General features: G+C 66.8%; 18 protein-coding genes and 1 tRNA gene. 8 read left to right on the top strand and 11 right to left on the bottom strand.

All coding sequences use genetic code 11. From position 1 onward, the window contains the following. The first annotated feature begins 159 nt into the window (after positions 1-159). Positions 160-621 carry a flavin reductase family protein gene (locus tag NV2_RS07545; RefSeq protein ID WP_084474137.1) on the top strand — a complete coding sequence of 154 codons (462 nt, stop codon included), beginning with the start codon at positions 160-162 and terminating at the stop codon, positions 619-621. Between the two features lie 18 nt (positions 622-639). Here the strand turns inward: NV2_RS07545 and NV2_RS07540 are convergent, their stop codons facing one another. From NV2_RS07540 to NV2_RS07530, 3 genes are read right to left on the bottom strand one after another with little or no spacing between them, the layout of a single operon-like run. After that, positions 640-828: a hypothetical protein gene (locus tag NV2_RS07540; protein ID WP_067870912.1), complete on the bottom strand. Its 189-nt coding sequence runs from the start codon at positions 826-828 to the stop codon at positions 640-642. Positions 829-860: 32 nt separating this feature from the next. Next, on the bottom strand, positions 861-1,295 hold the full coding sequence (locus NV2_RS07535) for a DUF2752 domain-containing protein (RefSeq protein WP_067870820.1): 435 nt from the start codon (positions 1,293-1,295) through the stop codon (positions 861-863). A gap of 29 nt (positions 1,296-1,324) precedes the next feature. Further along, positions 1,325-2,011 (bottom strand): TetR/AcrR family transcriptional regulator, encoded by a 687-nt coding sequence (locus NV2_RS07530; RefSeq protein WP_168436091.1) that lies wholly within the window; start codon positions 2,009-2,011, stop codon positions 1,325-1,327. A 99-nt stretch (positions 2,012-2,110) separates the two neighbouring features. Here NV2_RS07530 and NV2_RS07525 point away from each other — a divergent pair, with 99 nt between their 5' ends. Both NV2_RS07525 and NV2_RS07520 read left to right on the top strand, forming a co-directional pair. Next, entirely contained in the window at positions 2,111-2,899 is a 789-nt protein-coding gene (locus NV2_RS07525; RefSeq protein ID WP_067870818.1) for an SDR family oxidoreductase, read from the top strand. 151 nt (positions 2,900-3,050) lie between these two features. Continuing rightward, on the top strand, positions 3,051-3,569 hold the full coding sequence (locus NV2_RS07520; RefSeq protein WP_067870817.1) for a L,D-transpeptidase: 519 nt from the start codon (positions 3,051-3,053) through the stop codon (positions 3,567-3,569). A gap of 1 nt (position 3,570) precedes the next feature. Here the strand turns inward: NV2_RS07520 and NV2_RS07515 are convergent, their stop codons facing one another. Beyond that, positions 3,571-4,149, bottom strand: coding sequence for a TetR/AcrR family transcriptional regulator (locus tag NV2_RS07515; protein ID WP_067870816.1), 579 nt, complete (start codon positions 4,147-4,149; stop codon positions 3,571-3,573). 101 nt (positions 4,150-4,250) lie between these two features. On the opposite strand from NV2_RS07515, the gene NV2_RS07510 reads away from it, so the two are divergent. Continuing rightward, positions 4,251-5,390, top strand: coding sequence for an acyl-CoA dehydrogenase family protein (locus NV2_RS07510; protein WP_067870815.1), 1,140 nt, complete (start codon positions 4,251-4,253; stop codon positions 5,388-5,390). 30 nt (positions 5,391-5,420) lie between these two features. Then, on the top strand, positions 5,421-7,031 hold the full coding sequence (locus NV2_RS07505) for an AMP-binding protein (RefSeq protein WP_067870814.1): 1,611 nt from the start codon (positions 5,421-5,423) through the stop codon (positions 7,029-7,031). Positions 7,032-7,121: 90 nt separating this feature from the next. Here the strand turns inward: NV2_RS07505 and NV2_RS07500 are convergent, their stop codons facing one another. Together NV2_RS07500 and NV2_RS07495 are read right to left on the bottom strand one after the other, a co-directional pair. Further along, positions 7,122-7,466, bottom strand: a complete 345-nt coding sequence (locus NV2_RS07500) for a YrdB family protein (protein WP_168436090.1) — start codon at positions 7,464-7,466, stop codon at positions 7,122-7,124. Between the two features lie 245 nt (positions 7,467-7,711). Next, the gene (locus tag NV2_RS07495) at positions 7,712-8,494 is read right to left on the bottom strand and encodes an acyl-[acyl-carrier-protein] thioesterase (protein ID WP_067870812.1); all 783 of its coding nucleotides are present in this window, start codon (positions 8,492-8,494) and stop codon (positions 7,712-7,714) included. A gap of 211 nt (positions 8,495-8,705) precedes the next feature. Here NV2_RS07495 and NV2_RS07490 point away from each other — a divergent pair, with 211 nt between their 5' ends. The 3 genes from NV2_RS07490 (at position 8,706) to NV2_RS07480 (ending at position 14,378) form a co-directional block, all read left to right on the top strand. Then, entirely contained in the window at positions 8,706-12,860 is a 4,155-nt protein-coding gene (locus tag NV2_RS07490; protein ID WP_067870811.1) for a bifunctional nitrate reductase/sulfite reductase flavoprotein subunit alpha, read from the top strand. 138 nt (positions 12,861-12,998) lie between these two features. Further along, positions 12,999-13,457 carry a VOC family protein gene (locus NV2_RS07485; protein WP_067870810.1) on the top strand — a complete coding sequence of 153 codons (459 nt, stop codon included), beginning with the start codon at positions 12,999-13,001 and terminating at the stop codon, positions 13,455-13,457. Between the two features lie 84 nt (positions 13,458-13,541). Beyond that, positions 13,542-14,378, top strand: a complete 837-nt coding sequence (locus NV2_RS07480; protein WP_067870809.1) for a hypothetical protein — start codon at positions 13,542-13,544, stop codon at positions 14,376-14,378. A 1-nt stretch (position 14,379) separates the two neighbouring features. On the opposite strand, the gene NV2_RS07475 is transcribed toward NV2_RS07480, so the two are convergent. The 5 genes from NV2_RS07475 to NV2_RS07455 form a co-directional block, all read right to left on the bottom strand. Continuing rightward, positions 14,380-14,455: transfer RNA gene (locus NV2_RS07475), tRNA-Thr, on the bottom strand. Between the two features lie 75 nt (positions 14,456-14,530). Further along, positions 14,531-15,157 carry a dihydrofolate reductase family protein gene (locus NV2_RS07470; RefSeq protein ID WP_067870808.1) on the bottom strand — a complete coding sequence of 209 codons (627 nt, stop codon included), beginning with the start codon at positions 15,155-15,157 and terminating at the stop codon, positions 14,531-14,533. Positions 15,158-15,254: 97 nt separating this feature from the next. After that, positions 15,255-16,463: a DNA polymerase III subunit delta' gene (locus tag NV2_RS07465; RefSeq protein WP_067870807.1), complete on the bottom strand. Its 1,209-nt coding sequence runs from the start codon at positions 16,461-16,463 to the stop codon at positions 15,255-15,257. Positions 16,464-16,522: 59 nt separating this feature from the next. Then, the gene (topA, locus tag NV2_RS07460; protein ID WP_084474087.1) at positions 16,523-19,501 is read right to left on the bottom strand and encodes a type I DNA topoisomerase; all 2,979 of its coding nucleotides are present in this window, start codon (positions 19,499-19,501) and stop codon (positions 16,523-16,525) included. 346 nt (positions 19,502-19,847) lie between these two features. After that, a complete protein-coding gene (locus NV2_RS07455) occupies positions 19,848-20,054 on the bottom strand; it encodes a cold-shock protein (RefSeq protein ID WP_011206895.1) in 207 nt (68 codons plus the stop codon). Between the last annotated feature and the right edge of the window lie 286 nt (positions 20,055-20,340).

Below are 20,340 nucleotides of genomic sequence, written 5' to 3'. Positions count from 1 at the left end.
ATCGGGGCTGGTCTACGACTCTTGGACGACGGTCCGGAATATTCGGACAGGCACAGGACGTAGGTTGGATTCGTGAGCAGTTCCCAGCGACCCGACACCGCGGTGGGCGATTCCGGCTCCGCGCACGACGGCGTCACCGCAGCACAGTATCGATCGGCCATGCGGCACTACCCCGCCGGGGTGACCATTGTCACTCTCAGCAGACCCGAGCGTCCGGTGGGCTTCACCGCCACATCCTTCGCGTCGCTGTCGGCGGATCCGCCTCTGATCTCGTTCAATATCGCGCACACGTCCTCGTCCATCGACGCGATGACCGCGGCCGATTCGATCGTGGTGCATTTTCTCGGCGAGCATCAGCAGCATCTGGCCCAGCGGTTTTCCCGCGCCGCCTCCGAACGTTTCGCCGATCCGGAACTGTGGTCGACCCTCGACTCCGGTGAGCCGGTGCTGCACGGCACCCCGATCTGGGTGCGAGCCACCGTGCACAGCCTGATCCCGATCGGAGATCACACGCTGGTGGTGGGGCTGGTGACCCGGGTGCACGACGATACCGGTGGCACGGCGCCGAATCCACTGCTGTACTACAACGGAAATTATCATCGGCCCGTCGGTTTGGACTGAGTGACAACAGGTTTCGTCTCAGGGCACCAGATAGCGAGTGGCAAGTTCCTCTACCAGCGGGTCGCCGTCACAGACGGCGGACAAGGCCTCGAGGTCCTTCTCGATCGAAATTTGACGCGGGTCGTCCTGTTCCGGGTCGGGCCTACCGTCCTCGTGCAACTGCCGCAGCATCTTCTCGCGTACCCGAGCTTTCAGCGAATCAGCGATATCCGATTGGGTCATACCTTCAGCATGCCCGGCTAGACCGGAGTCAACCAGGTGCCGAACGGCATATTGCGGACCACGGTGAACAGCACCAATCCACCGATCAACACCCACTGGGCGTTGCCACGCAACGTGAACGGGAAGGCGGCGCCGGGCCGGCCGCGCCAGCGTCCGAGTGCCCATTTCCCCCACCACAGTGCCAGCACGACCAGCAGTGGTAGCAGAAACACATTGCTGTGCACGGCATCCAGCAGGTGTCCCTGGGTGAGGTTGTGCATCGCGCGCAGGCCGCCACAGCCCGGGCACCACCAACCGGTCAGCTCGTAGAAGGGACACAGTCCGTAGGACCCCGCCGAATGCGGATCGCGGAAGTGCAGCAACACCGCCGCACCGAGGAAGCCACCGGCGACCAGCAGCGGCGGCCCGGCCGTACGCCACCCGATTCCGGCGGTCCGCTCCGCGATATCCACGACTCTCACGGTAATCGGCTCCGCCGCGCTCACGCCAGATCGGCCGAATCCTGCGGACCTCGTGCCGCCGCGGTGGACCGGTCGCCGTCCGCATTGCCGGAACGGCCGGTGACCGGCGCAGTGAGGGTTCCGGCGAGCATGTCCACGACCTCGGCCCACGCATCTCGGTCGTCGGCTGCGAGCCGGCCGGCTTCCACCGCCCGTTCGTGATCGGCCACCAGGGCGGACAGCACGGTCGTCAGGCTACGCAGGCGACGGTGTCGCAATCGGGGTTCGAGGTCGTGCAGTGCGCGGTCCAGTCCGTTCACGATCACCCGCACCGAGGTGCGCTCGGCACTGTCCAGGTTGGTCACGTCCGATACTGCGGGATGGTTCCGAATCTGTTCGAGAAAGCGCGCGTAACAACAGGTCTCATTGCTCGCACTGAGTTCGAACATGGGGAACACCAATGCCTCGAGCAGGCCGTGCACTTCGTCCACCAGCCCGTCCGGCCGCTGCGCCAGCAATTCCAGCCGCCGCACCTCGAGTGCGGCCAGACGCTGCTGCACCACGGCTTCGACCAGGCCGTCACGGGAGCCGAAGTGGTACGGGATCGCGGAGTTGTTGCGCTGCCCGGCGGCGGCCGCGATCTCGCGCAGCGGCACCAGATAGCCGCGTTCGGCGATCAGCCGCTCGGCCGCCACCATCAATCGTTCCCGGGCAGTTATCGCTTCCACCCTGAGCACCATAGGGCCTACCAGGCTTTTGAGAAGTAACGCTTGACAGTTAAGAGTATGTTCTTAACACTGCGAAGGGCCCCTAGGAGAGGACTTCGCATGATTCTGGACAAATTCCGCCTCGACGGTCAGGTTGCCGTCGTCACGGGCGCCGGGCGCGGCCTCGGCGCCGCAACCGCCGTGGCCCTGGCCGAGGCCGGTGCCGATGTGGTGATCTCGGCACGCACCCAATCACAGCTCGACACCGTCGCCGACGAGATCCGCGCGACGGGTCGTCGCGCGGTCACCGTGGCCGCCGATCTGTCGGATCTGGACGCGGTGGCAGGGCTGGCCGATACCGCGGCCGCCGAGCTGGGGCGCGTCGACATCGTGGTCAACAATGTCGGCGGCACGATGCCGAAGCCCTTTCTGGACACCTCACCGAAATTCTTGGAGGAAGCCTTCCGGTTCAACGTTTCCACCGCTCACGCGCTGACCCGCGCGGCGGTGCCACACATGCTCGAAGGTGAAGGCGGTTCGGTCGTCAACATCTCCTCGATGATCGGCCGCACCTCCGAACGTGGCTTCCTCGCCTACGGAACCGCCAAGGCCGCCCTCGCTCATTGGACCCGGTTGGCCGCGGCCGATTTGTCGCCGCGGGTGCGGGTCAACGGCATCGCGGTCGGTTCGGTGCTCACCTCGTCACTCGAGGTGGTGGCGCAGAATCCGGAGGTGAAGGCGAAAATGGAGGCCGACACCCCGCTACACCGGCTCGGCGATCCGACCGATATCGCCGCCGGCATCGTCTACCTGTGCTCACCGGCCGGGAGCTACCTCACCGGGAAGCTGCTGGAGATCGACGGTGGCCTGGTGGCAGCCAACCTGCAGCTGGGACTCCCCGATCTCTGATCTCGGATCGGCTCCATTGCGAGTCCTCATCCCCATCGGCCGCCTCCCCGGTTCACAATGATGAACAAAGCACTGTGATCGTCACCACAGATCGCATACGGTGCCGCCCCAGCTTGTCGACGAATGCGCGCATGCAGAGAGGTGGAACCAGATGAATCGCACGAGCATCATCCGATGGACGGTCCGAGCGGCGGCCGCGACGGCGATCGCGGCCGCCGGATTCGCCACCACGGTGCCCGCGGGCGCCGATCCGGTCTGGCCCGGTGGTCCCGACATCCCAGGGATCCCGCAGCTCACCCCCACTCCGCCTCCTGTCCTGGTCGAGGCGCCGTGCTCGGCCGCCGCCCGGGCCTGCCTGCGCCTGTCGACCAACGAGGGCTGGCTGATGGACAACGGGCGCGCCGTCTACGGCCCCACTCGCATCTCGCACGGCCGTCCCGGCTACGAGACCCCACCCGGGGTCTTCCACGTGGCGTTCAAGAAGCCGTACCACTGGAGCACCATGCACAACGCCGAAATGCGCTGGGCGGTGTTCTTCAACGGTGATATCGCCACCCATATCGGGCCGATCGAGGAGCAGTCGCACGGCTGCATCCGGATGACTCCCGACGGCGCGAAGGCCTTCTACGACTATGTCGAACCGGGCGACGTCTTCGAAGTCGTCCCCTGAGTCAGGCGCTGACGGCCGCGGTGAGGATCGACGCCAGTTCCCGGTAGGCGCCGGCGTCGTCCAGCCCCGTGGCCGCACGCACCCCGCCCTGCTGAATGCGGACCATCATGGTCGCGACCAGGTCGGCGGTGAAGCCGGCGTGGACCCGGCGGAAGTCGCCGCTCGTAACGCCCTCGGTGATCAGTTCCTGCACCCGGTGTGCGGCGATACGGGTGTTGCGTTCGTACACCGCCCGCGCGGGAGCGAAGGCGTCGAGATCGGCCATGAAACGGTCGGAGGCCACCGCCAGCGCCGCCTCGACCGCGGTCAGATAGGCCGCGATCCGGTCCCGCGGCTCGGCCACCTGGGCCACGGTGGTCTCCACCCGGTCGGTGGCGCGCTTGAAGAAGTGCACGGTCGCGGCGGTGACCAACTGCTCCTTACTTCCGGCCAGGGTGTACAGGGTCGATTTGGAGCATTTGAGGCGGGCGGCGATCGCATCGAGTGTCAGGTGTGCGAATCCCTCGTCCAGGAACAGCTCGAGCAGGGCGTCGAACAGTTCGGTGCGGCGTGCTGTCGCGAAGGCGGCCCGAGTCTCCATACGACGAATGATACTGCGGGACCTCTTGCAGTACCGACTACCAAACAGTACCGTGACCGAATATCCAGTACTGCTGTTCGTATCGCTTCGAGGAGATTCCAGTGGCCGTCGACCGACTCCTGCCTACCGACGAGGCACGCGATCTCATCCAGCTCACACGCGATGTCGCCGACAAGACGCTGGCGCCGATCGTCGACCGGCACGAAAAGGACGAGACCTACCCCGACGGGGTGTTCTCCCCCCTCGGTGCGGCCGGCCTCCTGGGTCTGCCCTATCCGGAGGAATGGGGCGGCGGCGGTCAGCCCTACGAGGTCTACCTGCAGGTGCTGGAGGAAATCGCGTCCCGCTGGGCGGCGGTCGCGGTCGCGGTCAGCGTGCACAGCCTGGCCTGCCACCCGCTGATGGTGTTCGGCACCGAGGAACAGAAACAGCGGTGGCTGCCCGAGATGCTCGGTGGCGATACGGTCGGCGCCTACAGCCTGTCCGAACCGCAGGCCGGCTCCGACGCCGCTGCCCTCACCTGCCGGGCCACTGCCACCGAGGGCGGCTACCGGATCAACGGCACCAAGGCGTGGATCACCCACGGCGGCATCGCCGATTTCTACAATCTGTTCGCCCGCACCGGCGAGGGGTCCAAAGGCATCTCCTGCTTTTTGGTCCCACGCGACACCGAGGGCCTCGGCTTCGGCAAACCGGAGGAGAAGATGGGCCTGCACGCCGTGCCCACCACCTCCGCGCACTACGACGACGCCTTCGTCCCGGAAGAACGCCGGATCGGCACCGAAGGCCAGGGCCTGCAGATCGCGTTCAGCGCACTGGATTCCGGCCGGCTCGGCATCGCCGCGGTCGCCACCGGCCTGGCCCAGGCCGCCCTGGACGAGGCCGTGGCCTACGCCAAGGAACGAACCGCGTTCGGCCGCAAGATCATCGACCATCAGGGGCTCGGTTTCGTGCTCGCCGATATGGCCGCCGCGGTGGATTCCGCCCGGGCCACCTATCTGGACGCCGCCCGCCGCCGCGATGCCGGGCTGCCGTATTCGCGCAACGCCTCGGTCGCCAAACTCGTTGCCACCGATGCCGCGATGAAGGTCACCACCGATGCGGTCCAGGTCTTCGGCGGGTACGGCTACACCCGTGATTTCCGGGTGGAGCGGTACATGCGCGAAGCCAAGATCACCCAGATCTTCGAGGGCACCAATCAGATTCAGCGCCTCGTCATCAGCCGCCACCTCGCAGGCTGAGCTACGGTCCCCACTCGCGAAAGGCGGCACATGTCCGACATCCGCATCTCCGCCGAATACGTCGGCGACCTGGTCGAGCAGTACGGCTCACCACAGGCCTGTGCCGCCGAATTGCTCTGCGACCGGCATGATCCGGACGCGATCGCGTTCACGATCATCGATCCGGACCTGTCGTCGACGGACCTGACCTACGCACAACTGCGGCGCCGGTCCGAGCAGGGCGCGGCGGCACTGGCCGCACTCGGCGTCGAGCCGGGAGATGCGGTCGCCACCCTGATGGGCAAGTCCGAGGATCTGATCGTCACCCTGCTGTCGATCTGGCGCCTGGGCGCGGCCCACGTCCCACTGTTCACCGCATTCGCCTGGCCGGCGATCGAGTTGCGGCTCACCGCCAGCGCGGCGAAAGTCGTCGTAACCGACGAGAATCAACGGTCCAAGATCGAAGAGTCGGATGCGATCGTGGTGGTCGCGGGTACTCCGCAGCAACCGGACGATCTCGCGCTGAGTGCTCTGCTCGACGCGCAGCAGCCCGGATTCGCGGCAGCCGTCCGCGGTGGCGACGCACCCCTGGTCATGATCTTCACCTCCGGTACCACCGGAGCGCCGAAGGGTGTTCCGGTGCCGATCCGCGCGCTGGCCGCATTCCGCTCCTACGTGGAGCTCGGCCTCGACGTCACCGCCGACGACGTGTTCTGGAACGCCGCCGATCCGGGCTGGGCGTACGGGCTCTACTACGCGATCCTCGGGCCCCTCGCCGCGCGCCGGCGCAGCCTGATCCTGCATGCCGGGTTCTCCCCGGAACTCAGCTTCGCGGTGCTGCAGACCTTCGGCGTCACCAATTTCGCGGCCGCCCCGACCGTCTACCGCGCGATGCGCGCCCAGCCCGAGGCCGCGCCCGGCGGACTGCGCCTGCGCCGCGCCTCCTCGGCCGGTGAACCGCTCACCCCCGAGGTGATCGGCTGGGCGAAGGAGGTTTTCGGCACCGAGGTACGCGACCACTACGGACAGACCGAACACGGCATGGTCATCGTGAACGCCTGGCACGACGCGGTGCGCAGCCCGCTACGTCCAGGGTCGATGGGGCGTCCGTTGCCCGGCTGGTCGGCGGCGGTCCTCGCCGACGACGGCTTCGACCCGGTTCCTGCGGGCACCATGGGCCGGGTGGCGATCGACGCCCAGGCCAGCCCGCTGATGTGGTTCAGCGGCTACCACCAGGCCCCGGAGAAGACCGCCGAACGCTTCTCACCGGACGGACGCTGGTACCTCACCGGCGATGCCGGATCCGTCGACGAGGACGGGTACTACTACTTCTCCTCCCGCGACGACGATGTGATCATCATGGCCGGCTACCGGATCGGGCCGTTCGATGTGGAATCGGTGCTGGCCACCCATCCGGCAGTCACGGAGTCGGCGGTGGTCGGTATGCCCGACGAGATCCGCGGCGAGGTACTCGAGGCCTTCGTGGTGCTGCGCGCGGGCGTCGAAGGCAACGACGAACTCGTGGGCGAACTGCAGCGCTGGGTGAAGGAGAAATTCGCCGCGCACGCCTTCCCACGTTCGGTGCACTTCGTCGACCAGTTGCCCAAGACACCCAGCGGCAAGGTGCAGCGCTTCATACTGCGCGGACGCCCCGCCGGGTAGGTCGGCACCCACCGCTGATCCACACCAGGACGGCCCACGGAGTTGCGCGGGCCATCCACCATTTCCGGGCCACCCGCGCGCCGATTCGCCCTACGGCTGCAGCTGACCGACCCTGATTGCCAGCAGGTTAGCGATCAGGACGACAGCGAAAACCACGGCGGCCGTGCGCCATCCGACCGCCCACAGCCCGACCGCGGCCCCACCGAACACCGCCACCTTCGTGACCAGGGCCAATGCCGGAATATCGAAGGTAGCCCTGGGTGCCGCGAACAGCCCCCAGGCCACCACCGCCACCAGGGGCACCCCGACGGCCGCGATCGCCTTGACCGCGGTGACGTCGAAGAATTTCCAGCCCCACACTCCCAGTGCCGTGAACGCCATCAGTTCCAGGACGAAGAGCAGAGTGAGATTTGTCCAGGTCCACAGTTCACGCATATCGGCTCCCATACCTTTGAGAGCGGTGCTCTCTATAAAGAGCAGTGTGACCGAGACGTTCGGTCATGTCAACTGTCGGGCCCAGCAGTGCACGACCACCGCTTCCGCTGAGAACCCTGCCCCGTGCCGGGACCGCCTGCTGTCCCAGCGGCATTCCCGAAGCGCAGCACGAACGGCGGCCCCGGAAGCCGACAATCCAGGTGCCGCCGACGAACTGGGCCGCACCGCCGCCGGGCAGGAGATCGCTAGCGGCTCAGCGACTCGACCCGCGCCAAGGTGCGGGCACTGCCCGCGACTTCGAGCTGTACCTGCAGCGTGCCCCCGCCCCGCCAGGCACGGATCAGCACGTCGTCGCCGGCCATCACCGGTCCGGCATGTTCGAGGATCACTCGATACGGAGCTGCCGGCGCTCCGGGAATCCGCGCCAGGGCCTCCTCCACCGCCTCCCAATGCACCGCGTTGTTCACATGGCCGTAGTGGTCGATATCTGTCACCCGCAACGGGAATGGCCACGTTTCGGCAGCTGCCGCCGCATCAGCCTGCAACGCGGCCCGCCACTGCAGCCGGTGTTCGGTGGTGACCGCGAGCATCGGGGCCATGAAACGGTCACTCATCCGGGCCGGACGCCCGGCCTCGAGGTCCACGTGGATCAGGAACATCTCGCTCTCGATCAACCCGCCGTTCTCGCTGCGCACCTGGATACGCATCGTGCACCACCGGTTCGACAGCGCCGACGGCCAGCGCCGCAGCTGCACCTGGTCACCGAACTCGATCGGGCGCAGCACATCGATCACCGTGCGGCGCACGATCCAGCCCTGATGCAGCTCCCCCTCGTCGACCACCTTCAGATGGTCGTAGCCGATGTCCTGTAGATAGCGCGCGACCGCGTCGAGTCGTAACCGCTGGTTCGCATCGGTATCGCCCAGCCGGACCGGCCACTGCTCGTGGAACGCCCGGTCCTCATCGGGGCACGCCGGTAACGGAAACACGATCTCGGCAGGTCGGTGCGCGGCGGCGACGGCGCCCATGAACGCTCCTCTCGCAGGTGTCGGACAGCCTACCTACCTGCGGCGATGACGGAGAGCGCAACTCACCTGGTGAGCCGCATCTCAGTTGCGCACAACCGCCGCCGCGGTCTCGAGAGGTGAATGTAACTGCGGGCCGCGCAGGTGTGACTGCCGGGTAACACCGGATTCCTAGCTTGGATTTCCGAGGGTGATGCCGGTTGGGAGGAGTCACATGGCAGTGAACGCGACCGATACCGCGCGCACGGTGTGCTCGTACTGCGGGGTCGGCTGCGGCATCGTCGCCGATATCGCCGTCGGACCACAGGGGATACCGCTGGTGCAGAAGGTCGCCGGCGACAAGACGCATCCGTCGAACCGGGGCCGGCTGTGCACCAAGGGCGCGACGCACGCCGATCTGCTCGCCGCCTCGGACGACCGACTGCACACCGCACTGGTGCGGGCCGAACGCGGGGCCTCGGCACAGCTGGAACCCACCGACCGAGTGATCGCCCGGACCGCCGCCCGCCTGCGCGCGATCGTCGACGAACACGGCCCGGATGCGGTCGCCTTCTACGTGTCCGGCCAGCTGAGTCTGGAGGCGCAATACCTGGCCAACAAACTCGCCAAAGGGTTCATCGGAACCAATCAGATCGAATCCAACTCGCGGCTGTGCATGGCCAGCGCAGGCAGCGGCTACAAACTCTCGCTGGGCGCGGACGGGCCGCCCGGTTCATACGACGACTTCGACCACGCCGACGTGTTCTTCGTCATCGGCTCGAATATGGCCGACTGTCATCCGATCCTGTTCCTGCGCATGATGGACCGGGTCAAGGCCGGCGCACAACTGATCGTGGTCGACCCGCGCCGCACCGCCACCGCCGACAAGGCCGACCTGTTCCTGCAGATCTCACCCGGAACCGACCTGGCACTGCTGAACGGACTGCTGCACCTGCTGGTGGCGAACCGACACCTCGACGAGAAGTTCATCGCCGAACACACCGAAGGCTGGGACGAGATGCCGGCCTTCCTCGCCGACTACACCCCCGAGGCCGTCGCCGCCGTCACCGGTCTACCCGTCGACGACATCCGCCGCGCGGCCGAACTGATCGGGCGAGCCGAGAACTGGATGAGCTGCTGGACGATGGGACTCAACCAGTCCACCCACGGCACCTGGAACACCAACGCCCTGATCAACCTGCATCTCGCGACCGGCGCCATCTGCCGCACCGGAAGCGGCCCCTTCTCGCTGACCGGTCAGCCCAACGCCATGGGTGGACGCGAAATGGGCTACATGGGCCCCGGACTACCCGGGCAACGCTCCGTGCTGGACGCCGCCGACCGCGCCTTCGTCGAAGAATTGTGGAACCTGCCGCCGGGCCGGATCCGCACCGAGGTCGGGTCCGGCACGATCGACATGTTCGCCCGGATGGCGGCCGGTGACATCAAAGCGTGCTGGATCATGTGCACAAACCCGGTGGCCACCGTCGCCAACCGGAAAACCGTGCTCGCCGGACTCGAGGCCGCCGAACTGGTCATCACCCAGGACGTGTTCGCCGGCACCGAAACCAATGCTTACGCCGACGTCGTCCTTCCCGCCACGTTGTGGGTCGAGGGCGAAGGGGTGCTGGTGAATTCCGAGCGCACCCTCACGCTGGTGCCGAACGCGCTGCCCGCACCGGGTGAGGCCCGCCCCGACTGGCGAATCATCGCCGAAATGGCTTGCGCGATGGGATATTCGGAGGGATTCGACTACGACAGCGCGGCAGAGATCTTCGAGGAGATCACCCGGGCCCACAATCCCCGGACCGACTACGACCTGCGCGGTATCAGCTACGACCGACTGCGGGAGGGGCCGGTGCAGTGGCCCTGCGCACCGGAAGGGCCGGCCCGCAATCCGATCCGGTACCGCAACGACCGAGCCCTGGTCCGCGCCGAGGACGGCACCACACCCCGCCTGCTGTTCCCCACCGACTCCGGCCGGGCGGTGTTCTTCCCGCGCCCGCACCTACCGGCCGCGGAACTGCCGGACGACGACTACCCCTTCGTGCTCAACACCGGTCGCGTGCAACATCAGTGGCACACCCTCACCAAGACCGGAAAAGTCGCCAAACTCAACAAACTCGATGCCGGACCGTTCGTCGAAATCCACCCGGCCGACGCCGCCACGCTCCAGGTAGTCGACGGCGACGCGATCGAGATCTGCTCCCGCCGCGGCCGTGCGATCCTGCCCGCCACCGTGACCGACCGGGTGCGACCGGGAAGTACCTTCGCCCCGTTCCACTGGAACGATCTGTTCGGCGAATACACCACGATCAACGCGGTGACCAACGACGCCGTCGACCCCGTCTCGCAGCAACCCGAGTTCAAGGTGTGTGCGGTCCGGCTGGTCAAAGTGGCGGTACCGCCGAGCACCGAACCAACCGCACCGCAGGCGGTCCCGGCCACACCGGTGCCGGTCGGCGTGGCACCGCAGCCGACCGGTGAGATGAGCCGCGCGCAGGCCGCCGCGACATTGCTGGGGCTGCCCGCGCCCCCGCCACTCGGCGATACCGAACAGGCCTTCCTCTCCGGATTTCTCGCAGCGATCGATTCGACCGGCAATGCCGCACCACGGCTACCCGACACGGCACCGCTGAGCCCCCGGACCAGAGCCTGGGTCGACGGACTGCTGGCAGGAATATTCGTCCCGACCGAACGCCCCACGGCCACCGCAACCCCTGCGGCACAACCACAGTCGCACTACGGCGGCCGCGCGCGCGAACTGGTGGTGCTGTGGGCTTCGCAGACCGGCACCGCCGAAGACTTCGCCACCGGGACACTCGTGCCCGATCTCACCGACTCCGGGCACGCCCCGAAGGTGCTCGGCATGGACGAGATCACGGCGGACACCCTGCCGGCGCAGGCAGACCTGCTGCTGGTGAGCAGCACCTTCGGCGACGGCGATGCACCGGACAACGGGTCCGCGTTCTGGGAATCGCTGAGCGCGCTACCCGACGGCGCGCTGACCGGCTCACGCTTCGCGGTACTGGCATTCGGAGATTCCAACTACGACGACTTCTGCGGGTACGGGCGTAAACTCGACGAACGCCTGGCGGCGCTGGGCGCGCAACGCATGCTGGAACGGGTCGACTGTGAGCCGGAATTCGAGGACACCGCCGCGGCGTGGCTCGACGGGGTGCGCACCGCTCTGCACGCGCCCGGCGATTCCCCGGCGGACACCGCAGTGGTCCCACCGGTTGCCGGCGCCGGCACGGCTCACCGCGCGCCCGCCGGCGGGACGGCTCCTCCTTTCGGTCAGCTCGTCGGGAACCGGTTACTGAGCCTGCCCGGCGCCCGGAAAGAGGTACGCCAGTTCACCTTCGACCTCTCCGGCACCGGACTGACCTACGACGTCGGCGATGCACTGGGGATACGGCCTGCCAACGACATCGGCCTGGTGTGGGAATGGCTGGCCCGCACCGGGCTGGACCCCGCGACCGAGGTCGAGATCGCGAAAGTGGGCGCCGTCCCCCTTGCTTCGGCCGTCGAACGGCATCTCGACCTGACCCGAATCACCCCCGACCTGCTGCGATTTCTCGCCGAACAGACCGGCGACCATGTCCTGAAGAATCTGCTGCGCCCCGACAACAAGGGTGAACTCGCCAAATGGTTGTGGGGCAGGCAACCGGTCGACGTCGCCACCGAATACGCGATTCGCGCCGACGCACAGCAGTGGGTCACCATGCTGAAAAAGATTCAGCCACGCCTGTATTCGATCTCCTCCAGCCCACTGGCCGACCCCGACCTGGTGCGCACCACCGTGTCCGTCGTCCGCTACGACGGAACCACCGGGGTGCGCCGCGGTGGACTGTGCTCGAGTTACCTCGCCGACGCCGACGCCGACCAACCGCTGGCCCTGCACATCCACCGCGCACCACACTTCCGCCCGCCCGGCGACCCCGCCGCCGCCGCGATCATGATCGGCCCCGGCACCGGCGTCGCCCCCTTCGTCGGATTCCTCGAACACCGCCACGCGCGCGGCGACACCGGCCCGAACTGGTTGTTCTTCGGCGAACAACACGAAGCCACCGACTTCTACTACCGCGACGAACTCACCGAGCTACGCGATCGAGGCGTTCTCACCCGACTCGACGTCGCCTTCTCCCGGGACCAGCGCGCCAAGATCTATGTCCAGGACCGCATGCGCGAACACGGCGCCCACCTGTGGTCCTGGCTGGACTCCGGCGCCCACTTCTATATTTGCGGCGACGCCAACCGGATGGCCGCGGACGTCGACCGAACCCTGCGCGAAATCGTCGCCTACCACGGGAGTATGGAACGCGCCGACGCCGACGCCTACGTCAAGAAGCTGGCCGCCGACAAGCGTTATGTGAAGGACGTGTACTGACCTATCCACCGGTCCGAAGCCGAACCGATTCGGCGGGCAGATCGTGGGTATCACGGCTCATCGAGAAGAACTCGGCGCGGCCTCGCCGGTCAGGACGTTGCCCCGACCCGGGCCGGGCCCTCGAGAAGGAGGTGACCCATGGCCGACACCGCCGACTGGCCGGTACCGACCGAAGGTCTGGTCGTGACGCATTTCCTGACGGTGCGCGACGTCGCGGTTTCCCGCGAATTCTATGCCGGGATCTTCGGAGGGCAGGTCGTGCTCGACGAGAACCCGTGCATCGTCAAGGTCGCCAACAGCTGGATAATCATGAACCCCGGCGGCGGCCCGACACCGGATAAACCCGATATCACGCTCACCCCACCCGAGACCGGCGACCCGGTATCGGCCTTCCTCAACGTCAGAGTCGCCGATATCGCGGCCTTCCACGCCGCCGCCACCGCACAGGGAGCGAACTTCCTCACCGACCCGATCGACCGCAAGGCCGAAATCCGGTGCTACCTCCGAGATCCGGACGGGTACCTGATCGAGATCGGGCAGGCCACCGGAATGCTCCAGGGCATCTTCGCCGACCCACCCGCCGGTCGGAAGGAGTGAGGCGATCGGCCCGGCGGTTCGACAACGCATGCGGCTGTCTGCATTCGCGCGCCGGAACCGGCTGTGCCGCGCCACACTTGGAGCATGGCTGAGCTCGAGCTGACGGCGGACCGCCGAGAAGAACTGGCCGGACTGTTAGCGGACGAACAGCGTCTGCGCGCCGAATATCCGAAGGTAGCGGAGTACCTCGACGCCACCCCGATGCTGCCCGGCACCGGGAACGACCGAGCCGACGCCGCATTCGACCTGCGATTCGTGCACTACATGACCGGCGGACCGTCGATCAGCACGAACCCCTACTGGGACATAGTCGCACCGTCGATATCCGAACGCGAAGGCCGCCGCGTGATCGACGGCGGCCGGCCCCGCGGCAGCGCCCGGCTGGGCTTCGCACAGACCGTCCTGCAGGCCGCCTACGCGTACGCGGTCCCCGCACCGGAGACTCTCGAGTGGCTTCGCACCTTCTGCGGTCACCGGCCCCTGGTAGAGCTCGGCGCAGGCCGTGGCTACTGGGCCGCCCTATTGGCGCGCACCGGCCTGCAAGTCGACGCCTACGACTCGCAACCGCCGCACACCTCGCAGAACCCGTCGTTCACCCGTGCGTCCGGCCGACCGGACGTGTGGCTACCGGTCGGGGACCTCACGGCGTTCACCACACGATCGGTCGGCCGTCGTGACGAGGTGCTGTTGCTGTGCTGGCCACCCGGCTGGGGCAACCCGATGGCATCGGAGGCACTGAACCTCTTCGAATCCCACGGCGGCCGCCGACTGGTGTACATCGGCGAACCCAGGGGCGGAAAAACCGGAGACGACGCCTTCTTCGATGCACTCGACTCACGATGGACGATCGAATCGGAAGACTCCCGATTCGCTTCCTGGTGGAACTTGTCCGACCGTGCCCAAGCATGGGTACGGAAATAAGTGGAGCCGCCTAGGAGAATCGAACTCCTGACCTTTTCATTACGAGTGAAGCGCTCTACCGACTGAGCTAAGGCGGCATGCCTTTCGGCGGTGCGAGTCTATCGCCTCGGCGGCTGGAACACGAAAACGGCTGGTCGGAGTGGGCTCGGGAGCTACATCTGGCCGTGTTGGACGGGGCCGGCGGGTTCGTAGGTGGCCAGGACTACGCCGAGGTCGGTGACGGAGAGGTCTACCGGACGCATCGTTGCGGGGCGGAGGCCGTGGTTGAACAGGCGGCGGCCGGAACCGAGGGTCAGTGGGAAGGTCATCAGGCGGAAGCGGTCGACGAGGTCGTGCTGTAGCAGGGTCTCGAGGAGGTTGCCGCTGCCCCAGATCTGCAGTTCGTCGCCGGGTTCGTCCTTCAGTGCCCGGACCGCCGCGACGACATCACCGGACAGCAGGTGTGCGGTATCGGGGTGTTCGCCGCGCCAGCGCGCATCGGCCACGCCGAGAGTTGTGGAGGCGACATATTTGGGGCGGGTGTTGATCGCGGTGGCGATCGGGTCGTTCGGGTCGGTGTAGTCGGGCCAGTGTCCGCGGAAGATGTCGAATGTTCTGCGGCCGAAGACGAACGCGCTCGCATGGCTGTTGAGTTCGGTGACGAATTCGCCCACGTCCGGATCGGGGAACGGCGCCTGCCAGCCGCCGTGGGTGAACTCGCCACTGGGGTCTTCCTCGGTGCCGCCGGGAGCCTGCATCACGCCGTCGAGAGTCAGGAACGTCTGCACGGTGAGCTTCATGTGAATAGGGACGATGCGGCGCACCGATTCTGAGCGCACGCCGCGATATCGGCCGCAAGTGCCGGCCCACCGACACGGATCCGAGCGCCGAGTGCGGTCAGGCCGAACGGGCGGCGACGAGGCTCGCGACCATAGCGGCGATGGCGAAACGGGGTTTGACGTTCGTTTCCAGGGCTTCGCGGCAGGACAGCACCGCCTCGATGGACCGCAACAATCCCTCGGGGCGTACCTCGTCGGCCAGGTCACGGATCTGGTCGGACAGGTCCGGGTGCGTGTAGGTGATCGTCGGATTCGCGGGCGTGGTGCCGAACCGCACCGCCAACGCGTCGCGGTACAGCCCGGCCACATCGATCAGCGCACGATCCAGCGCATCCCGGCTGGTTCTGGTGGCGCGGGATTTCTGGCGGCGCTCCAATTCCTTGAGCACACCGGCCGAACCACGAGTGGCCGAAGCGGCGCCCTTTCCCGTACCCCCGGCCCCCAAGGCGGTCGCCAGTTCGTCACGTTCACGTTCGTCGCGTTCGGCGCTGACCTGTTTGGCTTCCTCTTCGGCCGATTTCACCAGTTCGTCCCCCGCGAGATAGGCGGCACCGGGACGCGCCACCGCACCCACCAGAGCCAGGGCACGGGTGCGGCGGGTGCGAGCCTGCTCGTCGGTCGCGAGACGGCGGGCGCGGCCGACATGCCCGCCACTCACCGACGCCGCCCAGGCCGCCTGTTCGGCAGGCATACCGTCGCGATCGCGCAGCACCCGGGCAATGGCATCCACCGACGGCGTCACCAGATGCACGTGCCGGCACCTGGAACGCAGCGTGACCGAAATATCCTCCGGATCCACCGAGGGGGCGCACAGCAGGAAAACCGTTCGCTCGGGCGGCTCCTCCACCACCTTCAGCAGCACGTTTCCGGCGCCTTCGGTCAACCGGTCGGCATCCTCGACCACCACGACCTGCCAGCGACCGGTGCTGGGACGACGCGCGGCGACCTGGACGATCTCACGCATCTCCTTGGTACTGATGCTCAGCCCCTCCGGGATCACCCGCCGCACGTCACCGTGAGTTCCGGCCATGGTGGTCGTGCATGCCTGACAGTGCCCACACCCCGGTGTGCCCTCGGTCGTACATTGCAGCGCGGCCGCGAAGCACAGCGCCGCAACGGATCTGCCGGAGCCGGGCGGGCCGGTGAACAGCCACGAATGGGTCATGGCCGACGATGCCGCCGCCCCGTCGCGTGCCGCCACGGCGGCAGCGGTCAACTCGGACTCGACCGAGTCCTGACCCACGAGCCGATCGAAGACACCTGCCACGCGCTACACCCTAATCGGCCGTGCCGACAGGGCGTCGCGCGCGGGCGTGATGCTCCCGATCAGTCGGTGGATTGTGCCGCCTTCTTCGCCGGAGCCTTCTTGGCAGCGGTTTTCTTCGCGGTGGTCTTCTTGGCGGTCGTCTTCTTCGCCACGGTCTTCTTGGTCGTCGACTTCGCGGCGGTCTTCTTCGCGGCCGCCTTCTTGGCCGGGGCCTTCTTCTTCGCCACCTTCTTCACCGGGCCTCGGGCCCGCCGGTCGGCGAGCAGTTCGGACGCACGCTCGTCGGTGATCGACTCCACTTCGTCGCCCTTGCGGAGACTGGCGTTGGTTTCACCGTCGGTGACATACGGTCCGAAGCGGCCGTCCTTGATCACCATCGGCTTGTCCGTGGCCGAATCCTTGCCCAGTTCACGCAGCGGAGCCGCGCTGGCGGCCTGCCGCCCGCGCCGCTTGGGTTCGGCGTAGAGCTTGAGCGCCTCGTCCAGGGTGACGGTGAAGATCTGATCCTCGGTCGCCAGCGAACGCGAGTCGGTGCCCTTCTTCAGATACGGACCGTAGCGGCCGTTCTGTGCGGTGATCTCCTCACCGGAGGTGGGGTCGGTACCGACGACCCGCGGCAGCGCCAGCAGTTTCAGCGCATCCTCGAGCGTGATGGTCGACAGGTCCATCGACTTGAGCAGCGATCCGGTCCGCGGCTTGGGGCCTTTGGACGCGGAGCTTGCGGAGCGTCCCGAAGATCCTGCAGTCTTCTTTCCTCCGGCCTTCGCTTCGGGTTCGCCCTCCGGCTCGGGCAGGATCTCGGTCACATACGGGCCGAAGCGGCCTTCCTTGGCGACGATCCGGTGCCCTGTCTCGGGGTCCACACCCAGCGGGCGGCCTTCCTGCGGGGTAGCGAAGAGCTTCTCCGCGATCTCGGGAGTGAGCTCGTCCGGCGGCAGGTCGTCGGGCAGGTTGGCGCGCTGCGACACCGGATCGCCGTCCGGATCGTCCGGGTTCTGCACCATCCGTTCCAGGTACGGCCCGAAGCGCCCGACCCGGACCACGATGTCGCGATCCTGATCGTCGGTGAACATCTTGATCGAGTTGACCTCGCGCGCATCGATATCGTCGAGTCGCTCGCCGATCATCCGTTTCAGGCCACCCGAACGCGCCACCGAACCGTCGGCGCCTTCACCACCGAAGTAGAAACTCGACAACCAGTTCCCGCGCTGCTCACGCCCGCCGGCAATAGCGTCGAGATCGTCTTCCATCGTCGCGGTGAAGTCGAAGTCGACCAACCGGCCGAAGTAGGCCTCCAGCAAACCGGTGACGGCGAAGGCCACCCACGAGGGCACCAGCGCATTACCGCGTTTGTAGACGTACCCGCGATCGAGAATCGTCTTGATGATCGACGCGTACGTCGACGGGCGCCCGATGCCGAGTTCTTCCAGCGCCTTGATCAGCGACGCTTCGTTGTAGCGCGGCGGCGGATTGGTGGTGTGGCCGTCGGGATTCAGCTCGGTGGCGGCAACGTTCTGCCCCTCGGTCAGCGCGGGCAACCGGGATTCGGCATCGTCGGACTGACCGCCGGACTCCTCGTCCACACTTTCCACATAGGCCTTGAGGAAGCCGGGGAAGGTGATCGTCCGGCCGGACGCCGAGAACACGCATTCCTGACCGGTGCCGGCCCGGCCGGTGATCCGGACGGTGAGGGTCGTGCCGCGCGCATCGGCCATCTGTGACGCGACGGTGCGCTGCCAGATCAGCTCGTAGAGCCGGAACTCGTCCTGATCCAGGCGGGCGTGCAACTGGCCCGGGGTGGCGAAGGTATCGCCCGCCGGCCGGATCGCCTCGTGTGCCTCCTGCGCGTTCTTCACCTTGCGGGTGTACTGGCGCGGACTGGGATGCACGAACTCCGCCCCGTACAGCTGGGTGGCCTGCGCGCGCGCCGCGCTGATCGCCGACCCCGACAGCGTCGTGGAGTCGGTACGCATATAGGTGATGTAGCCGTTCTCGTACAGCCGCTGCGCCACCCGCATGGTGCGTTCGGAACCGAAGCGCAGCTTGCGGGCGGCCTCCTGCTGCAACGTCGAGGTCATGAACGGCGCATAGGGCCGGCGAGTGTAGGGCTTGGACTCGACCGAACTGACCTGGAAGTCGACCTTTTCCAACGCCGCGGCCAGGGCACGGGCAGCGGCCTCGTCGAGCACGGTGACCCCGTTGGCGGACTTGAGCTGCCCGTCGGGACCGAAATCACGTCCGCCCGCGACCCGGGCACCGTCTACGGAGATCAGGCGCGCACCGAAGATCCGTGGATTGGCCTGATCGGTATCACCACTGCCGGCATCGAATTTCGCCGCGATATCCCAGTACTCGGCGGAACGGAAGGCGATGCGCTCGCGCTCGCGCCGCACGATGATCCGGGTCGCCACCGACTGGACCCGGCCCGCCGACAGGCGCGGCATGACCTTCTTCCACAGCACCGGGCTGACCTCGTAGCCGTAGAGGCGGTCGAGGATGCGGCGGGTCTCCTGCGCGTCGACCAGATCGTTGTCCAGATCACGCGTGTCGGCCGCCGCGGCGCGGATCGCCGGTTCGGTGATCTCGTGGAACACCATGCGTCGGACCGGGATCTTCGGCTTGAGCGTTTCCAGCAGATGCCACGCGATGGCCTCGCCCTCACGGTCGGGGTCGGTGGCGAGATAGAGCTCGTCGGCGTCGCGCAGCAGCGTCTTCAGCTCCGAGACCTTGGCCTTCTTGTCGGGGCTGACGACATAGATCGGCTCGAAATCGTGGTCGACATCGACACCGAGCCGAGCCCACGACTGCCCCTTGTATTTCGCCGGCACGTCGGCGGCGCCGCGCGGGAGGTCCCGAATATGACCGACGGACGCCTCGACGGTGTAGCCCCGGCCCAGATAGGGCGCGATCTTGCGGGCCTTCGTCGGCGACTCGACGATGACGAGACGACGCAAGCCCCGCCCGGATGCTGCCGATGCTTCGGGCCCGGCGGAGGCCGCATCGGGGGTCGGCGATGCACCGCGGTCTCGTGTTGCCACCGGCGAACACACCTTTCCTGTCGACCCGCGCGGCGCAAGCGCGCGGCTGGGGCAAGAGGGAGAGACAAATGTCTCCCGCCAGAGACGTTTATACCGTGTTTCGCTGTCTCGGAGCCCGCACTACGGCCCCGTGACCCGAGAGTCTCGGCCGTTCTGCGCAGCGCTTCCCCTCGAGCACCATCCGAGCCGATATGGCTGCGAACTGCGGAGAAACCACCCGTTCGGGTACCCGGCTACATCGAAAAGCCCCGGTTTTCGATCGAGTGTACTTCCCCCGGATATGACTCGTCCCTCACCGCGTGTACGCGGTGAGGGACGAGTTGGTCAGACCTGAAGCGATACTCGCTCAGCTGAGCGCGCGAACTCCGGTCGCCTGCGGGCCCTTGGTGCCCTGGCCGACCTCGAATTCGACCTTCTGGTTCTCCTCGAGAGTACGGAAGCCCGAACCCTGAATCTCGGAGTAGTGGACGAAGACGTCAGCGGAGCCGTCCTCGGGCGCGATGAAGCCGAACCCCTTCTCCGCGTTGAACCACTTCACAGTTCCCTGTGCCATTCTTTTCCTTCTCTTTCCATACCGGAACGGCGGACAAGTCAGTTTTTCGTCCACCGGGCCCGTTCCGACCGCTGTACTCTGTTCCCCCTGCAGGAAGCTTCAAGCACGGCGTTCGCAACATCGATCCTGCTGATGGTTTGGACCTTGGATCCGTTCCCTCGAACACAGAAGCTTGCGACCGAGAACCAGTGAACCATGTCTGCGCGCAATTCGACAGCTCAGTTACCCACAATTTGCAAAAAAGATGATCTTGCGAATAAGCAGGTGAGGGGCACAATGCCCAAAT

Origin of the sequence: Nocardia vermiculata NBRC 100427, from assembly GCF_001613265.1 — a bacterium.
Taxonomy (GTDB): domain Bacteria; phylum Actinomycetota; class Actinomycetes; order Mycobacteriales; family Mycobacteriaceae; genus Nocardia; species Nocardia vermiculata.
The sequence above is the reverse complement of the archived record's forward strand: the minus strand, read 5'-3'. Positions and strand labels throughout refer to the sequence as shown.

Bases quoted from the DNA above. Each gene is read 5' to 3' on its own strand.
- NV2_RS07490 (WP_067870811.1), top strand. From the start codon at position 8,706: ATGGCAGTGAACGCGACCGATACCGCGCGCACGGTGTGCTCGTACTGC.
- NV2_RS07455 (WP_011206895.1), bottom strand. From the start codon at position 20,054: ATGGCACAGGGAACTGTGAAGTGGTTCAACGCGGAGAAGGGGTTCGGC.
- NV2_RS07470 (WP_067870808.1), bottom strand. From the start codon at position 15,157: ATGAAGCTCACCGTGCAGACGTTCCTGACTCTCGACGGCGTGATGCAG.
- NV2_RS07520 (WP_067870817.1), top strand. From the start codon at position 3,051: ATGAATCGCACGAGCATCATCCGATGGACGGTCCGAGCGGCGGCCGCG.
- NV2_RS07545 (WP_084474137.1), top strand. From the start codon at position 160: ATGCGGCACTACCCCGCCGGGGTGACCATTGTCACTCTCAGCAGACCC.
- NV2_RS07500 (WP_168436090.1), bottom strand. From the start codon at position 7,466: ATGCGTGAACTGTGGACCTGGACAAATCTCACTCTGCTCTTCGTCCTG.
- NV2_RS07505 (WP_067870814.1), top strand. From the start codon at position 5,421: ATGTCCGACATCCGCATCTCCGCCGAATACGTCGGCGACCTGGTCGAG.
- NV2_RS07495 (WP_067870812.1), bottom strand. From the start codon at position 8,494: ATGGGCGCCGTCGCCGCCGCGCACCGACCTGCCGAGATCGTGTTTCCG.
- NV2_RS07480 (WP_067870809.1), top strand. From the start codon at position 13,542: ATGGCTGAGCTCGAGCTGACGGCGGACCGCCGAGAAGAACTGGCCGGA.
- NV2_RS07515 (WP_067870816.1), bottom strand. From the start codon at position 4,149: ATGGAGACTCGGGCCGCCTTCGCGACAGCACGCCGCACCGAACTGTTC.
- NV2_RS07525 (WP_067870818.1), top strand. From the start codon at position 2,111: ATGATTCTGGACAAATTCCGCCTCGACGGTCAGGTTGCCGTCGTCACG.
- NV2_RS07485 (WP_067870810.1), top strand. From the start codon at position 12,999: ATGGCCGACACCGCCGACTGGCCGGTACCGACCGAAGGTCTGGTCGTG.